18 protein-coding genes are annotated in these 17,669 nt (G+C 58.7%); 11 read left to right on the top strand and 7 right to left on the bottom strand.

The window, feature by feature from the left end; genetic code table 11:
• Positions 1-23 precede the first annotated feature (23 nt).
• Positions 24-593 carry a DedA family protein gene (locus tag AAE045_RS08585; RefSeq protein ID WP_455547353.1) on the top strand — a complete coding sequence of 190 codons (570 nt, stop codon included), beginning with the start codon at positions 24-26 and terminating at the stop codon, positions 591-593.
• On the opposite strand, the gene AAE045_RS08580 is transcribed toward AAE045_RS08585, so the two are convergent.
• Positions 590-1,363, bottom strand: coding sequence for an SDR family oxidoreductase (locus AAE045_RS08580; protein WP_455547352.1), 774 nt, complete (start codon positions 1,361-1,363; stop codon positions 590-592). The genes AAE045_RS08585 and AAE045_RS08580 overlap by 4 nt on opposite strands.
• 71 nt (positions 1,364-1,434) lie before the next feature.
• Positions 1,435-2,868, bottom strand: coding sequence for a multidrug resistance outer membrane protein MdtQ (gene mdtQ, locus AAE045_RS08575; RefSeq protein ID WP_455547351.1), 1,434 nt, complete (start codon positions 2,866-2,868; stop codon positions 1,435-1,437).
• 305 nt (positions 2,869-3,173) lie between these two features.
• On the opposite strand from mdtQ, the gene AAE045_RS08570 reads away from it, so the two are divergent.
• The 3 genes from AAE045_RS08570 (at position 3,174) to AAE045_RS08560 (ending at position 5,112) form a co-directional block, all read left to right on the top strand.
• Entirely contained in the window at positions 3,174-3,911 is a 738-nt protein-coding gene (locus AAE045_RS08570) for a class I SAM-dependent methyltransferase (protein WP_455547350.1), read from the top strand.
• A 113-nt stretch (positions 3,912-4,024) separates the two neighbouring features.
• The gene (yohP, locus tag AAE045_RS08565; protein ID WP_124023456.1) at positions 4,025-4,108 is read left to right on the top strand and encodes a small membrane protein YohP; all 84 of its coding nucleotides are present in this window, start codon (positions 4,025-4,027) and stop codon (positions 4,106-4,108) included.
• Positions 4,109-4,215: 107 nt separating this feature from the next.
• Positions 4,216-5,112, top strand: a complete 897-nt coding sequence (locus tag AAE045_RS08560) for a LysR substrate-binding domain-containing protein (protein WP_455547349.1) — start codon at positions 4,216-4,218, stop codon at positions 5,110-5,112.
• A 100-nt stretch (positions 5,113-5,212) separates the two neighbouring features.
• Here the strand turns inward: AAE045_RS08560 and dusC are convergent, their stop codons facing one another.
• Positions 5,213-6,145, bottom strand: coding sequence for a tRNA dihydrouridine(16) synthase DusC (gene dusC, locus AAE045_RS08555; protein ID WP_455547348.1), 933 nt, complete (start codon positions 6,143-6,145; stop codon positions 5,213-5,215).
• Positions 6,146-6,219: 74 nt separating this feature from the next.
• Entirely contained in the window at positions 6,220-7,590 is a 1,371-nt protein-coding gene (gene rhlE, locus AAE045_RS08550; RefSeq protein ID WP_202303874.1) for an ATP-dependent RNA helicase RhlE, read from the bottom strand.
• Between the two features lie 305 nt (positions 7,591-7,895).
• Between rhlE and hlyD the strand changes: the two genes are divergently transcribed.
• Genes hlyD through AAE045_RS08530 form a run of 4 tightly spaced genes read left to right on the top strand, consistent with a single transcriptional unit; the run spans position 7,896 to position 12,880 of the window.
• Positions 7,896-8,903 carry a secretion protein HlyD gene (hlyD, locus tag AAE045_RS08545; RefSeq protein ID WP_455547347.1) on the top strand — a complete coding sequence of 336 codons (1,008 nt, stop codon included), beginning with the start codon at positions 7,896-7,898 and terminating at the stop codon, positions 8,901-8,903.
• Complete coding sequence (locus tag AAE045_RS08540) at positions 8,890-10,638, top strand: ATP-binding cassette domain-containing protein (RefSeq protein WP_202303872.1); 1,749 nt, start codon at positions 8,890-8,892, stop codon at positions 10,636-10,638. Before hlyD ends, AAE045_RS08540 begins: the two co-directional genes overlap by 14 nt.
• On the top strand, positions 10,625-11,764 hold the full coding sequence (locus tag AAE045_RS08535) for an ABC transporter permease (protein WP_455547346.1): 1,140 nt from the start codon (positions 10,625-10,627) through the stop codon (positions 11,762-11,764). The genes AAE045_RS08540 and AAE045_RS08535 overlap by 14 nt, the downstream gene beginning before the upstream one ends.
• Before the next feature lie 9 nt (positions 11,765-11,773).
• Entirely contained in the window at positions 11,774-12,880 is a 1,107-nt protein-coding gene (locus AAE045_RS08530; RefSeq protein WP_455547345.1) for an ABC transporter permease, read from the top strand.
• Here AAE045_RS08530 and AAE045_RS08525 read toward each other — a convergent pair.
• Positions 12,842-13,249, bottom strand: a complete 408-nt coding sequence (locus tag AAE045_RS08525; protein WP_455547344.1) for a YbhQ family protein — start codon at positions 13,247-13,249, stop codon at positions 12,842-12,844. The genes AAE045_RS08530 and AAE045_RS08525 overlap by 39 nt on opposite strands.
• Positions 13,250-13,383: 134 nt before the next feature.
• Between AAE045_RS08525 and AAE045_RS08520 the strand changes: the two genes are divergently transcribed.
• From AAE045_RS08520 to AAE045_RS08510, 3 genes are read left to right on the top strand one after another with little or no spacing between them, the layout of a single operon-like run.
• Positions 13,384-14,145 carry an endonuclease/exonuclease/phosphatase family protein gene (locus tag AAE045_RS08520; protein ID WP_455547343.1) on the top strand — a complete coding sequence of 254 codons (762 nt, stop codon included), beginning with the start codon at positions 13,384-13,386 and terminating at the stop codon, positions 14,143-14,145.
• Entirely contained in the window at positions 14,142-15,386 is a 1,245-nt protein-coding gene (gene clsB, locus AAE045_RS08515; protein WP_455547342.1) for a cardiolipin synthase ClsB, read from the top strand. Before AAE045_RS08520 ends, clsB begins: the two co-directional genes overlap by 4 nt.
• Positions 15,386-16,354, top strand: a complete 969-nt coding sequence (locus AAE045_RS08510) for a lysylphosphatidylglycerol synthase domain-containing protein (protein ID WP_455547341.1) — start codon at positions 15,386-15,388, stop codon at positions 16,352-16,354. The genes clsB and AAE045_RS08510 overlap by 1 nt, the downstream gene beginning before the upstream one ends.
• Before the next feature lie 59 nt (positions 16,355-16,413).
• Here AAE045_RS08510 and AAE045_RS08505 read toward each other — a convergent pair whose 3' ends face one another.
• Together AAE045_RS08505 and moaE are read right to left on the bottom strand one after the other, a co-directional pair.
• Positions 16,414-17,124: a Bax inhibitor-1/YccA family protein gene (locus tag AAE045_RS08505; RefSeq protein ID WP_202303864.1), complete on the bottom strand. Its 711-nt coding sequence runs from the start codon at positions 17,122-17,124 to the stop codon at positions 16,414-16,416.
• Between the two features lie 89 nt (positions 17,125-17,213).
• Positions 17,214-17,669, bottom strand: a complete 456-nt coding sequence (gene moaE, locus AAE045_RS08500) for a molybdopterin synthase catalytic subunit MoaE (protein WP_455547340.1) — start codon at positions 17,667-17,669, stop codon at positions 17,214-17,216.

Below are 17,669 nucleotides of genomic sequence, written 5' to 3'. Positions count from 1 at the left end.
AAAAAGGAAACCGACTGAGTCTGATGGATATCAACAGTTTAATTGAGCATTACGGGTATGCCGCGCTGCTGCTGGGCAGCATGGCGGAAGGGGAAACAATTACGTTACTCGGCGGCGTGGCTGCCCATCAGGGGCTGCTGAAATTCCCGCTGGTGGTGCTGTCCGTCGCCCTTGGCGGCATGATTGGCGATCAGCTGCTCTATCTGCTGGGGCGGCGCTACGGGGATAACATCCTTGCCCGCTTTAAAAAGCATCAGAAGAAAATCACGAAGGCCCAGAAGCTCATCAACCGCCACCCTTACCTGTTTGTGATCGGCACGCGCTTTATGTACGGCTTTCGCATCATCGGCCCGATACTTATTGGCGCCAGCCGCCTGCCGCCGAAAATCTTTCTGCCGCTGAATATCGTCGGCGCCCTGATCTGGGCAACCCTGTTCACCTCGCTGGGCTATGTGGGCGGCGAGGTGATTGCTCCGTGGCTGCATACGTTAAACGAGCATGCGAAACACTGGATCTGGCTGGTTGCCGTGGTTGCTCTCGTCTGGCTTGCCCGCTACTGGTTTAAGCGCCGCGAGAGCAAAGAGGACGATTAGCCTTTCTGCTTGAAATGGGGGTTGGCGATCATAAAGCCCCCGTCGACGATAAACGACTGTCCGGTGGTGTAACTGGCGTGCTCCGAGCACAGCCAGGCCACCAGGCTCGCAATCTCTTCCGTCTCGCCAAAGCGCCCCAGGGGGACGGACGGCAGCTCGACCCGCTTGCCCTCACCTTCTTTCATATCATTCATCGGCGTAGCGATAGCGCCGGGCGCCACGGCGTTCACCAGAATATTGTGGTGCACCAGCTCCATGGCCATAGATTTTGTCAGCCCGCCCAGCGCGTGCTTGGCGGCGGTATAGGCGCAGGCGTCTGGCAGAGGAGAGTGTTCATGTACGGATGTGATGTTGACGATTCGCCCGCCGCTTCCCTGGCTGACCATGGCCCTCGCGGCTTTCTGCGAGCATAAAAATGCCCCGTCCACGTCAACGGTAAACAGCTTTCGCCACTCATCAAGGGTCACATCAAGAAAGGGATTTTTGCTCATCGCGCCCGCGTTGTTGACCAGCGCGTCGATGCGCCCGAACCGGCCAATCAGCTCGTCGATGCCTTTTGCTCCATCGGGAAGAGTGCTGAGATCCAGCTGGACCGTTTCGGCCCGCCGCCCCAGCCCCCGCACCTCACGGGCGGTTTCCAGCGCACCCTGCTCGTCAGAATGCCAGGTAATGCCAACGTCGTAACCTTGTTCCGCCAGCATCAGCGCGCATTTTTTGCCGATGCCGGAATCCGACGCCGTCACAATGACAACTTTGTTCGCTGCGCTCATCACCACCTCCCGTTACCTTTATTCACGAAAGGTAAGTATAGGAGGTGATGAATGTTTCGCCGTTACCGTGCTCAGGCCTTGTAGCCACCGCCCAGCGCGCTGATGAGCTGCACGTCGGCATTAAGCCACTGGCCGTGAAGCTGAATGGCCTTCGCCTGCTCCGACAGGTCCGGCAGCGTCGCGGCGCTGAGGCGGGCGCCGGAGATCAGCCCGGCCCTGTAGCGGGCGCTGGCCAGCGTTTTGAGCTTTTGCGTGCCTTTCAGTACGGCCTGCTGATGCTGATTTTCTGCGGCCAGCGCCGTCATCTGGCTGGCTGCTTTCTCAACGTCATCCACCGCGCCGACCACCGCTTTGTTGTAGCTGGCAATCGACAGGTTGCTCTGGGCGCGCACGATATCCAGGTTGGCATTCAGACGGCCGCTGTCGAAGATAGGTAGCGTCAGCCCCCCCACCACGCCCATCTGCTGGGCTGAACCACGGAACAGATCGCTCAGGTGCAGGGCATCGTTTTGCAGGAAGGCGGTCAGATTCACGTCCGGGTAGAACGCCGCTTTGGCCGCATCGACGCTACTCAGTGAGGACTCGATATACCAGTGCGCCTCCTGCAAATCAGGGCGGCGGGCCAGCAGCTCGTAGCCCAGCGAATCAGGCAGCTGCGCTTTGACCTCCGGCAGCGGTTTACGCTGGATTTTCGGCACCGGCTGGTCGCCAACAATCGCCTTAAGCTGGGCCGTGACAATGTTCATGCGTCCGCTCAGGTCATCCAGCTGCTGCTGGGTTTTGGCGAAATCAATGTGCGTTTCCACGCCTTCCACCGACGAGTTGATCCCCTGCTGATAAAGCTGGGTATCCACGTTCACGATATTCTGCTCGGCCTTCAGGGTTTGCTGGAGCACATCCTGCAGCGCCAGAAGCGTTTGCATATCCCAGTAAAGGCGCACCACGCTCGCCGAAATAACCTGCTGCGCCTGCGCCAGCTCGGCCTGTTTGGCTTTCACCGCGCCGATTCTGGATTCCACTTCCGCACGATCTTTACCCCACAGGTCAAGATCCCAGCCGGCCGTCAGCCCGAACGTGCCGTTGGTGTAGTACGGGCCGGTGGTGCCCGAAGCCGGATCGGTATAGGCAAACGGCCCCATCAACCCTTCCGCCGACATTTTCTGGCGTTCAACGTCGGCAGAAAAGTCCATACGCGGCCCGCCGTTGGACTCAGCCATCTGCGCCTGGGCCTGGGCAAGCTTGATACGCTGCTGCACGACGGCCAGATCCGGGGAGCCGTTCAGCGCCTGGCTGACCAGCTGGTCAAGCTGCGGATCGTGATAGTTTCGCCACCAGCCCGACCCCGGCCAGCCGTGCGCCAGGGCAGGAGGCAGGGCGGTCTCAATCTGTCGGGCAGGAGCTTTTTGCGCCAGTTCAGCATCGTCTTTATGCATTAACGCGCAGCCAGATAGAGCAAACGACAGCGCTACGCCGAGCGCCGCCAGGGGGAAACGTGAGGAAGTCATAGTCAGCCAGAAATAAGAATGGAGAGACACAGGTTACGCATATCGACACAGTAATTTTTAGGAAACCGTGGCAATCCACACCCGGAAAAGAAGAGAAACACATGGAAATTATTTAGATATAAATTAGATAGTTACAAATCATAATCCTGATAAATAACATGCTCAATGTGATAACAATTCAAAGCCAATATTTAACTTATTTTCATCCTTGCACTACACGACGTCACATACCCGCTGACTTTCCTCTCCCCGCACACTCCTCTAAACTGGCTGGGCCAATTACGGCCATGCAAACAGGAGTGGCAATGACACAGAATATCTACGACAACCCGGCGTTTTTTGAAGGTTACGCCACGCTCGACCGCTCGATAAAGGGGCTGGACGGCGCGCCGGAATGGGCCACCATGCAAACCCTTTTGCCTGAGTTAGCAGGTAAAAAAGTGGTGGATTTGGGCTGCGGCTACGGCTGGTTTTGCCGCTATGCCCGCGATCGGGGCGCCGCAGAAGTGCTGGGGCTGGACGTCTCGGTCAAAATGCTGGAGAAAGCGCGGGAGATGACTTCAGGCGAAGGGATTATCTACCGCCGTGAAGATCTGGAACAGCTACGGCTGCCGAGTGAAAGCGTCGATCTTGTTTACAGCTCGCTGGCCCTGCACTATCTGGAAAATATCCCGGCGCTGTTCAGCACGGTATTCGAAGCGCTGACGCCAGGCGGCAGGCTGGTCTTTTCCGCCGAACACCCGATTTATACCGCCGCGCTGCGCCAGGGCTGGCTGGCGGACCAGACCGGGCAAAAATCCTGGCCGGTGAACCATTACCAGCAGGAGGGCGAGCGCATCAGCAACTGGTTTGCCGACGGCGTGAAGAAGCAGCACCGCAAACTTGCCACCTGGATTAACGCGCTTATCGCCAGCGGCTTCGTCATCGAAAAGCTGGACGAATGGGGTCCCGACGCCGACCAAATCGCCGCCAATCCTGCGCTGGATGAAGAAAAAGAACGCCCGATGATTTTCCTGCTTGCCGCCCGTAAGCCCGCCGTCTGACTGCCAGCCCAACTTTTTTCCAACTTTTTCCGTTCACGGGGAGGCAACTCCCCCCGCTTCGCGCATCCTTGCCTATACTCAATAAACACAAGCCGTTAGATAAGGGAGCACCAATGAAAATTCTGCTATGGGCAATTCTAATCATCTTTATTATTGGCTTACTGGTCGTCACCGGCGTATTCAAAATGATTTTCTAAAGCGTGAACGGGGTGCCGAAGGCTGGCACCCAACACCCTGTCACACTCTCCGGCCTTGTCCCCTCTCCCTTCAGGCAGTATTATCGCTCCAGCTGATTGGAGAAATAATGACTATCAAAGAGAATGATTTTCGCAAAATAGACCTCAACCTGCTGATCGCGTTTGCGGTGCTGTTTCGCGAACAAAGCGTTTCGCTTGCGGCAGACAAGCTGCACCTGGGGCAACCTGCGGTGAGCGGCTCCCTGGCCCGCCTGCGGGAAATGTTCGACGACCAGTTGTTTATCCGCAGCGGCCACCGGATGCAGCCCACCGCCCGCGCCATAGAATTACACACCGAACTGATGCCGCTGCTTGAGCAGCTGCAAAGCGCCCTGTTCCAGCAGGCTGAGTTTACTCCTGCCAGCGCGAAGGTGACCGTTACCGTCGGCATGACCGACTGGGTGGAGATGTGGCTGATGCCGCGCCTCGTGCCGGCCCTGCGCGAAGCCGCACCCGGCGTACATCTTAATGTGGTAGCGAGCGACCCGTTTACCGACGCGCAGCGTCTGGAAGGCGGCGATCTGGATATGGCGATAAGCGTGGCGAACCAGTCCGCGCGCTGGATGGAGCGCGAAGTCCTCACGCAGATGGAGTTTGCTACGCTGTGGCATCCTTCACAGCTATCCCTGACAGCTCCCCTGACGGCCGCAACCTGGACGGAACAGGAACATATCGCCACCAGCAGCCATATAGATACACTGCTGGCGAAGCAGGGCCAGAAAAGAGAGGTTTGCTATACCACGCCGCACTTCGCCGCCCTGCCGGGCCTGCTGATGCAGATGCCCGCACTGACAACCGTGCCGCAGGGGTTAAGCGAGAGCTGGCAGCAGACATGGGGCCTGAAATCCAGCCCGGTACCGCTGCCGGTCGCGCCGTTGGAAGTGGCATTGCTATGGCATCAGCGGCACAACAGCGATGCGGCGCTGATGTGGGTACGGGGATTTATAAAGCGTTTGGTGGGTTAATTTCGCCGGATGAAATGTCGGCTGGAATGTCGGATTAAATGTCGGATGACGCTGCGCTTATCCGACCTACGGGGCGGCTACAGCAGTCATCCACCAAAAATTAAAGTTTTCCAATCACCCGTGCAATATCCGCCGAATGCTTCAGCGTGCGGATTTCAGCAAATAAGCCCGTCGCTTCCGCGTACTCTTTGCGTAAATACCCCAGCCACTGCTTGATGCGCGCAACGTGATACAGACCGGTGTCGCCCTGCTTCTCCAGCCTGCTGTATTTTTGCAGCAGCCTGATGACCTCCGGCCACGGCATTCTCGGCTCATGGTACTTAATCACCCGGCTGAGGTTCGGCACGTTCAGCGCGCCACGGCCAATCATCACCGAGTCGCAGCCCGTTGCTGCCAGACAGTCCTGCGCGCTTTGCCAGTCCCAGATTTCACCGTTGGCGATAACCGGAATCGTCAGGCGCTGGCGAATTTCGCCGATTGCCGCCCAGTTGATCAGCTCCGCTTTATAGCCGTCTTCTTTCGTCCGCCCGTGAACCACCAGCTCCGTAGCCCCCGCCTGCTCTACCGCATCGGCAATTTCAAACTGGCGCGCGCCGCTGTCCCAGCCAAGTCGAATTTTCACCGTGACCGGCAGTTCAGCAGGCACGGCTTCGCGCATGGCTTTTGCGCCACGGTAAATCAGCTCGGGGTCTTTTAAAAGCGTCGCTCCACCGCCGCTGCCGTTGACCAGCTTCGACGGGCATCCACAGTTGAGATCTACCCCCCATGAGCCCAGCTCCACGGCGCGGGCTGCGTTTTCAGCCAGCCATTGCGGATGCTGGCCAAGCAGCTGGACGCGAACCAGCGTGCCGGACGGCGTACGGCTGTTATGCAGCAGCTCAGGGCAGAGCCTGTGGAAGGATTTTACCGGCAAAAGCTGGTCGACCACGCGCAGAAACTCGGTGATACACAGGTCGTAATCATTCACCTCGGTTAAGAGTTCACGGACCAGCGAGTCGAGAACCCCTTCCATCGGCGCGAGCAGTACACGCATGATATTTTCCGTAAAAAAAAGAGGCGCTATGTTAGCGCCTCTTAATGAGTTGGCAAAGCCGAACCAAAAACTAATTAGTTAGAGGCTGACGGCTTGCGCGGTGGACGACGACGGCCGTTCGCACCGGCAGGTTTCGCCGCGCCGTCGCCCTGAGGACGGGACTGACGACGCGGTGCGCCGCTGCGGTCGGACGGTGCGCTGCTGCTACCGTTGCCACCACGACGTTGGCCCTGGCCCTGACCACCGCGTCCGCCACCGCCACGCTGCTGCTGGCGGCCGTTCACGATAGGTTCGGCTGGAATGGACGGGTCCACTTCATAGCCAGGAATTGCCATGCGCGGCACTTCACGCTTCAGCACGCGTTCGATATCGCGCAGCAGTTTGTGTTCATCGACGCAGACCAGGGACAGAGCCTGACCCGTTGCCGCAGCGCGACCGGTACGGCCGATACGGTGAACGTAATCTTCCGGCACGTTCGGCAGCTCGTAGTTCACCACGTGCGGCAGCTCTTCGATATCCAGGCCGCGGGCGGCGATATCGGTCGCCACCAGCACGCGAATGCCGCCGCTTTTGAAGTCGGCCAGCGCGCGGGTACGGGCGCCCTGACTCTTGTTACCGTGGATAGCGGCGGCGGTAATGCCGTCTTTACCCAGCTGTTCCGCCAGGTGGTTCGCCCCGTGTTTGGTACGGGTGAAGACCAGCACCTGCTGCCAGTTGCCTTCGCCGATCATCTGCGACAGCAGCTCTCTTTTGCGTTTTTTATCCACAAAGTGAACGTACTGGGTCACCTGCTCTGAAGCGGTGTTGCGGCGCGCCACGGACACTTCTTCAGGATTGTGCAGCAGTTTTTCTGCCAGGCCTTTAATTTCATCGGAGAACGTTGCGGAGAACAGCAGGTTCTGGCGACGGGCAGGCAGTTTTGCCAGCACGCGGCGGATGTCGTGGATGAAGCCCATGTCCAGCATGCGGTCAGCTTCGTCCAGCACCAGGATTTCGACCTGGTCGAGCTTCACGGCGTTCTGGTGTTCCAGATCCAGCAGGCGGCCAGGCGTTGCCACCAGCACGTCTACGCCGCTGCGCAGCTTCATCATCTGTGGGTTGATGCTCACGCCGCCGAAGACTACCAGCGAGCGGAGATCTAAATATTTGCTGTAATCACGGACGTTTTCACCAATCTGCGCTGCCAGCTCGCGGGTTGGGGTCAGGATCAGGGCGCGCACGGGACGGCGGCCTTTGGCATGCGGCTGGTTGTCCACCAGGCGCTGCAGCAGCGGCAGGGTAAAGCCTGCGGTTTTGCCGGTGCCGGTCTGGGCACTGGCCATCAGGTCACGGCCTGCTAAGACTACCGGGATCGCCTGGCGCTGGATTGGGGTAGGCTCACGATAGCCCTGCTCTTCCACCGCACGCAGAATATCGGCATTCAGGCCGAGAGAATCAAAAGACATAGGTACTCCAGAATCGCCCTGACCGCGCTTCGCGGTGTAGTTTCCAGGGGTTCATATGACGCCAGTCTCCTGGCGAGTAGAGGGGCACAAACCACGGTGCCGTAAGGGGCGCAGTGTAGCAGCTTTTGTGATACTCCGCACAAATTCTCGTAAATATGCCCGGCCGGTGCGTTAATCCCCGCCCGCAGGGCGGCCGCTCAGGCGTTTCCTCTGCGTCATGCCCATGCATTAGTGAAGGTTAAGCGTATAATGTTCTATTCACGGAATAAATATTACCCGCTGACCCGTCATAAGGATGAGCAAGGATGAAAGGTAAAAAGCCCGCCGTTGTTGTGATTGTTATTATTGCGCTGCTGGCCGCCTGCGTGGGTGGCTGGATGTGGTACCGAAGCCAGCAGGACAGACCGCTGACGCTGTACGGTAACGTTGATATTCGCACCGTCAATATGAGCTTCCGCGTCGGCGGACGTCTGGCGGCGCTCAACGTTGATGAGGGCGACGCCATAAAGGCGGGCGAGCCGCTGGGCGTGCTGGATCAGGGCCCTTACGACAACGCGCTGCTGCAGGCCGAGGCCAACGTGGCGGCCGCCCAGGCGAAGTACGACCTGGTGATAGCGGGCTACCGCGATGAAGAGATAGCCCAGGCCGCCGCCCAGGTTAACCAGGCGCAGGCCGCCTTTGACTACGCCCAGAACTTCTATCAGCGCCAGCAGGGGCTGTGGGCCACCCGGGTGATTTCCGCAAACGATCTGGAAAATGCCCGTTCTTCGAGCGAGCAGGCAAAAGCCACCCTGAAGGCCGCGAAAGATAAGCTCAGCCAGTACCGCACCGGCAACCGCCCGCAGGAAATTGCCCAGGCGCAGGCCAGCCTGCAGCAGGCCAAAGCGCAGCTTGCCCAGGCCCGGCTTGATTTGCAGGACACCACCCTCATCGCCCCTTCCAACGGCACCCTGCTTACCCGCGCCGTGGAGCCGGGCAGCATGCTTAACGCAGGCAGTACGGTACTCACACTTTCCCTCACCCGCCCCGTCTGGGTTCGCGCCTACGTCAACGAAGCCAGCCTGAATCAGGCTAAACCCGGCTCCGAAGTGCAGATTTATACCGACGGGCGGCCGGATAAGCCTTACCGGGGCAAAATCGGCTTCGTCTCCCCTACCGCTGAGTTCACCCCGAAAACCGTCGAAACGCCCGACCTGCGCACCGACCTGGTCTATCGCCTGCGCATCATAGTCACGGATGCCGACGATTCGCTGCGCCAGGGCATGCCGGTGACCGTGAGCTTCGAAGGCGGGCAGCAGCATGAGCAGCAATGACGGGATCGTCCGCCTTCAGCAGCTGATGAAAAGCTTTCCCGGCATGGATAAGCCCGCCGTCGCCAGCCTGGACTGCGAAATTCACGCCGGAGAGGTCACCGGGCTGGTTGGCCCGGACGGCGCGGGAAAAACCACGCTGATGCGCATGCTGGCCGGGCTGCTGAAGCCCACGGAGGGCAGCGCTCAGGTTATCGGTCTCGATCCCATTAAAGACGACCGCGCCCTGCACGCCGTGCTGGGTTACATGCCGCAGAAGTTTGGGCTGTATGAAGATCTGACGGTAATGGAAAACTTAAACCTCTATGCGGACCTGCGCGGCGTGACGGGGGAAACTCGCGAATCAACCTTCAAAAGGCTGCTGGAATTTACCTCTCTCGGGCCGTTTACCGCCCGCCTGGCGGGGAAACTTTCCGGCGGCATGAAGCAGAAGCTTGGCCTGGCCTGTACCCTGGTCGGCCAGCCGAAAGTGCTGCTGCTCGATGAGCCGGGCGTGGGCGTTGACCCCATCTCCCGCCGTGAGCTGTGGCAGATGGTGCACGAGCTGGCGGGCGAAGGAATGCTGATCCTGTGGAGTACGTCCTACCTAGACGAAGCCGAGCAGTGCCGGGATGTGCTGCTGATGAACGAAGGCGAGCTGCTGTACCACGGCGCGCCGAAGGAGCTGACGCAGAAAATGGCCGGAAGGTCGCTGCTGGTCAGCCACGGCGAGGAAAACAACCGCAGGCTGCTGCAACGGGCGCTCAGGCTGCCGCAGGTAAGCGACGGCGTGATTCAGGGCCGCTCGGTGCGGCTTATCCTCGCCAAAGACGCTACCCTGGACGAGCTTGCCAAAGCGCTCAATTTACCTCCTGAACATATCGCGCAAACCGAACCGCGCTTTGAAGATGCGTTTATCGATTTGCTGGGCGGCGCGGGCGAACAGGAGTCGCCGCTCGGTGAAATCCTGCATACCGTCGAGGGCAGCCACGACGAAACGGTCATTGAAGCAAAACAGCTGACCAAAAAATTCGGTGATTTCGCGGCTACCGACCACGTAGATTTTACCGTGCAGCGCGGAGAAATTTTCGGCCTGCTCGGGCCAAACGGCGCGGGCAAGTCCACCACCTTCAAGATGATGTGCGGGCTGCTGGTGCCGACTTCGGGCAAGGCGCTGGTGCTGGATATGGATTTGAAAACCAGCTCCGGCAAGGCGCGTCAGCACCTGGGCTATATGGCACAAAAATTTTCCCTCTACGGCAACCTGACGGTGGCGCAGAACCTGCGCTTTTTCTCCGGCGTTTACGGCCTGCGCGGTAAGGCACAGGAGGAGAAGATCGGGCGCATGAGCGAGGCGTTTAACCTCCAGCCGATTTTTAACAGCCAGACGGACGCCCTGCCGCTCGGCTTCAAGCAGCGCCTGGCGCTGGCCTGCTCGCTGATGCACGAGCCGGACATTCTGTTTCTGGACGAGCCAACCTCGGGCGTTGATCCCATCACCCGCCGCGAATTCTGGCTGCACATCAACAGCATGGTAGAAAAAGGCGTCACTGTGATGGTCACCACGCACTTTATGGACGAGGCGGAATACTGCGATCGCATCGGGCTGGTTTACCGTGGCAAGCTTATCGCCAGCGGCACGCCGGACGATCTCAAGCAGCAGGCCGCGAACGACGAGCAGGCGGATCCGACCATGGAGCAGGCGTTTATTACGCTTATCCACCGCTGGGATGAGGAGCATGACGATGAGCGAGCATAGCCAGTTTGTCTCGTGGCGGCGCGTCCGCGCCCTGTGCGTGAAGGAGACCCGTCAGATTGTGCGCGACCCGAGCAGCTGGCTGATTGCGGTGGTCATCCCCCTGCTGCTGCTGTTTATCTTTGGCTACGGGATAAACCTCGACTCCAGCCGCCTGCACGTCGGCGTGCTGATTGAGCAGCAGAGCGAGGAGGCGCTGGACTTCACCCATACCATCAGCGCCTCGCCCTACATTCAGCCCACCATCAGCGATAACCGCCAGCAGCTGATCCAGCTGATGCAGGCCGGGAAGATCCGCGGCCTGGTGGTCATCCCCACCGACTTCGCCCAGAACATGGCCCGGGCCGGGGCGACGGCGCCGATCCAGGTGATCACCGACGGCAGCGAGCCGAACACCGCCAACTTTGTGCAGGGCTACATGGAGGGGATCTGGCAGATCTGGCAGCAGCAGCGGGCGGAAGATCGGGGTGAGATGTTTCAGCCGCTGATCGACGTCCAGCTACGCTACTGGTTTAACCCCGCCGCCATCAGCCAGCACTTTATTATTCCGGGCGCGATAACCATTATTATGACGGTGATTGGCGCAATCCTGACCTCGCTGGTCGTTGCCCGCGAATGGGAGCGCGGCACCATGGAAGCGCTGCTTTCGACGCAGGTGACGCGCACCGAGCTTCTGCTGTGCAAGCTGCTGCCCTACTACGTGCTGGGCATGCTGGCGATGCTGCTGTGTATGCTGGTATCGGTGTTTATTCTCGGCGTGCCGTATCGCGGGTCGCTGCTGCTGCTTTTTCTGATCACCAGCCTGTTTCTGCTCAGCACGCTGGGCATGGGTTTACTTATCTCCACCATTACGCGCAACCAGTTTAACGCCGCTCAGGTGGCGCTGAACGCCGCGTTTTTGCCGTCGATCATGCTGTCCGGGTTTATTTTCCAGATAGACAGCATGCCCGCGATTATCCGCGCCGTGACCTACGTTATCCCCGCGCGCTATTTCGTCAGCACGCTGCAAAGCCTGTTTCTGGCGGGCAACATTGCTACGGTGCTGGTGGTCAACGTGCTGTTCTTGATCGCTTCGGCGGTGATGTTTATTGGCCTGACGGCGCTGAAAACGAAGCGCCGCCTGGATTAAGGAAAAGCCATGTTTCATCGATTATGGACACTGATTCGCAAAGAGCTGCAGTCGCTGCTGCGCGAGCCGCAGACCCGCGCCATTCTCCTTTTGCCGGTGGTGCTGCAGGTGGTGCTGTTCCCGTTCGCCGCCACGCTTGAAGTCACCAACGCGACGATTGCGATTTACAACGAGGATAACGGCAGCCACTCCGTAGAGCTGACCCAGCGTTTCGCCCGCGCCAAAGCGTTTAACCACGTGCTGCTGCTGAAAAACCCGCAGGAAATCCAGCCGACAATAGACAACCAGAAGGCGCTGCTTTTGATTCGCTTCCCGGCGGACTTCTCGCGCAATCTGGCAGGCCAGCAGCCCGCGAAGCTGCAGATTATCCTCGACGGGCGTAACTCCAACAGCGCCCAGATTGCCGCCAACTATCTTCAGCAGATCGTCAAGAACTACCAGCAGGAGCTGATGACCGGCCAGCCAAAGCCGAACAACAGCGAGCTGGTGGTGCGCAACTGGTATAACCCGAATCTGGACTATAAATGGTTCGTGGTGCCGTCGCTGATTGCGATGATCACTACGATTGGCGTGATGATCGTGACTTCACTGTCGGTCGCCCGCGAGCGCGAACAGGGTACGCTCGACCAGCTGCTGGTTTCACCGCTCGCCACCTGGCAGATCTTCGTTGGCAAAGCGGTGCCCGCGCAGATCGTTGCCATTGCCCAGGCGACCATCGTGCTGGGCGTGGGCATCTGGGGCTATCAGATACCGTTTTCCGGCTCGCTGCTGCTGTTCTATTTCACGATGCTGATTTACGGGCTGTCGCTGGTGGGATTTGGCCTGCTCATCTCGTCGCTTTGCGCCACGCAGCAGCAGGCCTTTATCGGCGTGTTCGTGTTTATGATGCCCGCGATTTTGCTGTCGGGCTACGTTTCGCCGGTGGAGAACATGCCGGTCTGGCTGCAAAACCTGACGTGGGTGAACCCCATCCGGCATTTCACCGACATTACCAAGCAGATTTATTTGAAGGATGCGAGCTTAGATATCGTCTGGGGGAGCGTCTGGCCGCTGCTGGTGATAGCGGCCACGACGGGTTCAGCGGCGTACTGGATGTTTCGTCGCAAAATCGCCTGATTTGTCTTTGGCGAGCAGCGAGTAGATGGCGGGTCCGGCAATCATTGCGAGGCCCGCAGCCAGCAATAGCCATTTGTTTTCTACCACGCGGGAGAGCAGCCACAGGGCGATCATCGCCGTACCGAAGTACCAGGTGGTGGTCAGCTCTTCAAGAAAATCGCCGATGTCGCGCAGCTTGCCGCTGTGGAAACGCTGAAAGGCGAACATCAGGATAACGGTCGCGATATACAGGCCGCACAGGCCGATGCCGACCGGGATCAGGGTTTTGGTTTTCCAGCCAACCAGCACCGCGCATACCACCATCAAATGCAGCATAATCTGCCAACAAGTCAGGCCGGTTGCCACCTGTATCCGCTGTTGCCACTTCATGTATTCACTCCTGGCGTATATTTTCCTGTCTTTGAGAGTACGCCAGTGTACGGAAAATTCCGCATCCCGCCCTCTTTTTGTGACAAAGACTACACTTTATTTTCATCAGGATAACGAATAAGACCGGGAGCGGCATGGCACATCATACTCCGCGCTTTTCTTTTAAAGTGCTCACGATAAATACACACAAAGGCTTTACCACCTTCAACCGGCGCTTTATTTTGCCGGAGCTGCGCGACGCGATACGCACGGTATCTGCGGATATTGTCTGCCTTCAGGAGGTGATGGGGGCGCATGAGGCCCACTCGGTGCGCTTTGAACACTGGCCGGAGACCAGCCACTATGAGTTTCTGGCGGATACGGTCTGGGAAGATTTTGCCTACGGGCGGAACGCTGTTTATCCCGAAGGCCACCACGGCAACGCGATACTTTCCCGCTTCCCCATCATTCATTACGACAACCGGGATATCTCCGTTGAGGGTCACGAAAAGCGCGGCATGCTCCACTGTCAGATGACCGTGCCGGACAGCAACCTGCGCGTGCACGTTATCTGCGTGCATCTTGGCCTGCGCGAGGAGCACCGCCAGGCGCAGCTCGCCATGCTGTGTAAGCTGGTCAACGAGCTGCCAGAAGGCGAACCGGTTGTGGTGGCCGGGGACTTTAACGACTGGCGTCAGAAAGCGAGCCATATGTTGAAAAAAGAAGCCAGCCTGGACGAGGTATTTACCCGCGCCTGGGGTCGCCCCGCGCGCACCTTCCCGGCGGGTTTCCCGCTGCTTCGCCTTGACCGTATCTACGTAAAACATGCCTCTGTCAGCGCGCCCGCCACGCTTAATTTACGTCAGTGGCGGCATCTGTCAGACCATGCCCCCCTCGCCGTGGAGATCCATGTATGAAAAATAACTGGCGTGACGGCAACCGTATTGAGCTGCTGGAGAACGGCGATGCCTTTTTCCCGGCGGTCTTCGAGGCCATCCGACAAGCAAACAGCAAAGTGATCCTGGAAACGTTTATCTGGTTTGAAGACGACGTGGGCAAGCAGCTTCATGAGGTGATTCTGGACGCTGCCCGTCGCGGCGTGAGCGTGGAGGTGCTGCTGGACGGCTACGGCTCGCCCGATCTGAGCGACAGTTTCGTCAGCGAGTTAACCACCGCGGGCGTGATGTTCCGCTATTACGATCCCCGCCCGCTGATTTTTGGCATGCGCACCAACCTGTTCCGCCGCATGCACCGCAAAATCGTTGTGGTGGATGGCGAACTGGCGTTTGTTGGCGGGATCAACTATTCCGCTGAGCATATGATTGATTACGGTCCGGAAGCCAAACAGGACTACGCCGTTAAGGTGGAAGGCCCGGTGGTGCAGGACATCTACCAGTACGTGATCTCAAACCTGCCCGGTGAGGAAAATCCTCGCCGCTGGTGGGGTCGTCGCCATAACAGCGCCCATGAAAACCTGACGCCGGGCGAGGCGCAGGCGCTGTTTGTCTGGCGTGATAACAACGAGCACCGCGACGATATCGAACGTTACTACCTGAAGATGCTCAGCAACGCGAAGCAGGAAGTGATTATTGCCAACGCCTATTTCTTCCCGGGTTACCGCCTGCTGCATGCAATGCGCAATGCCTCACGCCGTGGCGTAAAAGTGAAGCTGGTGGTTCAGGGCGAGCCGGATATGCCGATCGTGAAGGTGGGCGCCCGCCTGCTCTATAACTATCTGGTGAAGTCCAACGTTGAAATATACGAATACACCCGGCGTCCGCTGCACGGCAAGGTGGCGATTATGGACGATCACTGGGCGACGGTGGGATCCAGCAATCTCGATCCCCTTAGCCTGTCGCTGAACCTGGAAGCGAACCTGATTATCTACGATAAAGCGTTCAACGCGGAGCTGCGTGAAAACCTCAGCGGGCTTATCGCCAACGACAGCAAGCGGGTGGATGAAACTATGGTGCCTAAGCGCACCTGGTGGAACCTGGGGAAAAGCGTGCTGGCGTTCCACTTCCTGCGCCACTTCCCGGCGATGGTCGGCTGGCTGCCCGCGCATACTCCGCGCCTTTCGTTAGTAAAGCCTCCGGTGCAGCCCGAAATCGAGACGCAGGATCGGGTGGAGACGGATAATCAGGGGGTGAAATTCTGATGTCTCACTCGCACCCTAAATGGCGGAAAGCAAAGAAAATCCTCACCTGGCTCTTTTTTATCGCGGTGATCGTGCTGCTCGTGGTGTACGCCACCAAAGTGGACTGGGAGGAAGTGTGGAAGGTCATCCGCAACTATAACCGCCTCGTGCTGTTCAGCGCCGTCGGGCTGGTGATCCTCAGCTACCTCCTTTACGGCTGTTACGATCTGCTCGCGCGCGCCTACTGCGGCCATAAGCTGGCCAAACGGCAGGTTATGCTGGTGTCGTTTATCTGCTACGCCTTCAACCTGACGCTGAGCACCTGGGTGGGCGGCATCGGTATGCGCTACCGGCTCTACTCCCGCCTGGGCCTGCCCAGCGCCACCATTACGCGAATATTCTCGCTAAGCATCTCTACGAACTGGCTCGGCTACATCGTGCTGGCAGGGGTGATTTTCACCGTCGGCGTAGTGCAGCTGCCGGACCACTGGTATATCGAAGAGGGAACGCTGCGCATTCTGGGCGTCGTCCTGCTGGCGTTTATCGCGGTTTACCTGTGGTTCTGCGCGTTTGCTAAGCATCGTCACGCGACGATCAGGGGCCAGCGGCTCGTCCTGCCATCCTTTAAATTTGCCCTCGCGCAGCTGGTTATCTCCAGCGCCAACTGGATGGTGATGGGGGCGATTATCTGGCTGCTGCTGGGCCAGGAGGTGAACTACTTCTTCGTGCTGGGCGTGCTGCTGGTGAGCAGTATCGCGGGCGTTATCGTGCATATCCCGGCGGGTATCGGCGTGCTGGAGGCGGTATTTATTGCGCTGCTGGCGGGTGAACACGTCAGCCACGGCACGATTATCGCCGCGCTGCTGGCCTATCGCCTGCTCTATTTCATCGCCCCGCTGCTGCTGGCGATTGTCTGCTATTTAGGGCTGGAAAGCCGGGCGAAAAAGCTGCGGGCGAAGAACGAAAGGAAGCTCGGAGAGAATAGCTAGCGGTGAATGACGCTAATGCTTATCCACCCTACAGCTCCGTAGGGCGGATAAGCCTGCGATCAGCGACGGTTGCCGAAAATACGCAGCAGCATCAGGAACAGGTTGATGAAGTCCAGATACAGCGTCAGCGCGCCAAGAATGGAATACTTGCGCATATTCTGCGTGTCGCGCACGTCAATCTGCTCGCCGATGTTTTTCAGCTTTTGCGTGTCGTACGCCGTCAGGCCCACAAACACAATTACCCCGATGTAGGTGACCGCCCACATCAGCGCCGTGCTTTTCAGCCAGATGTTTACCAGCGACGCCAGCACGATACCGATCAGCGCCATAAACAGCATATTGCCGAAGCCGCTCAGGTCACGCCTGGTGGTATAGCCGTAAAGGCTCATGGCACCAAACATGCCGCCCGCCACCACGAAGGTGCTGGCAATGGACGAATAGGTGTAGACGATAAAGATGCTGGAGAGCGTCAGGCCCGTCAGCGCGGAATAGAGCATGAACAGCGTGGTCGCCATACCGGCGCTCAGCTTATGCACCATGCCGGACAGCACGAACACCAGGCCCAGCTGGACAATAATCAAACCGAAGAAGGTGATTTTGCTGGAGAAGACGAATTCCATCACCGCCGGGGTGTTGGCGGCATACCAGGCAACAAACGCGGTAAGCAGCAGCCCGCAGGTCATCCAGCCATAGACCTGCGCCATATAGGCCTGCAAACCAGTTCGCGCATGCTGAACTATAGTGTCATTGGAGCGGGGGAATCGATCCATGATGCTTCCTCAAGTAAATTACGTTGACCTAATTTCAGGCTAGAAAGCCTACCATGTATAAGATTAACACAACTGCACGCGGGTGCATGTTACCAGCGTTTCGCCGCCTGCTTGTCCGTGTCCCGGGCTTCAACCCAGCGATCCCCTTCCGGCGTGGCCTCCCGCTTCCAGAACGGCGCGCGGGTTTTCAGATAATCCATAATGAACTGGGCGGCTTCAAACGCCGAGCTGCGGTGCGCGCCGGTTACGCCGACAAAGACTATCTCATCGCCTGGCCACAGCTCACCGATACGGTGGATAACCGAAACGCGCTGCAGCGGCCAGCGCTCGCGCGCCTCTTCCACGATTTCCGCCAGCGCTTTTTCCGTCATGCCCGGATAGTGCTCCAGGGTTAACGCCTTCACGCTGTCGCCCAGATTGTGGTTGCGCACTTTGCCGGTGAAGGTGACAACCGCGCCGTCTTCGTCGCACTGCGACAGCCACTGATACTCATCGCCAACGCTGAAATTTTCATGGCCGACGCGGATACGGGTGTTTTCGCTCAT

The sequence above is a fragment of the Dryocola clanedunensis genome (assembly GCF_038405435.1).
Taxonomy (GTDB): Bacteria; Pseudomonadota; Gammaproteobacteria; order Enterobacterales; family Enterobacteriaceae; genus Dryocola; species Dryocola clanedunensis_A.
The sequence above is the reverse complement of the archived record's forward strand: the minus strand, read 5'-3'. Positions and strand labels throughout refer to the sequence as shown.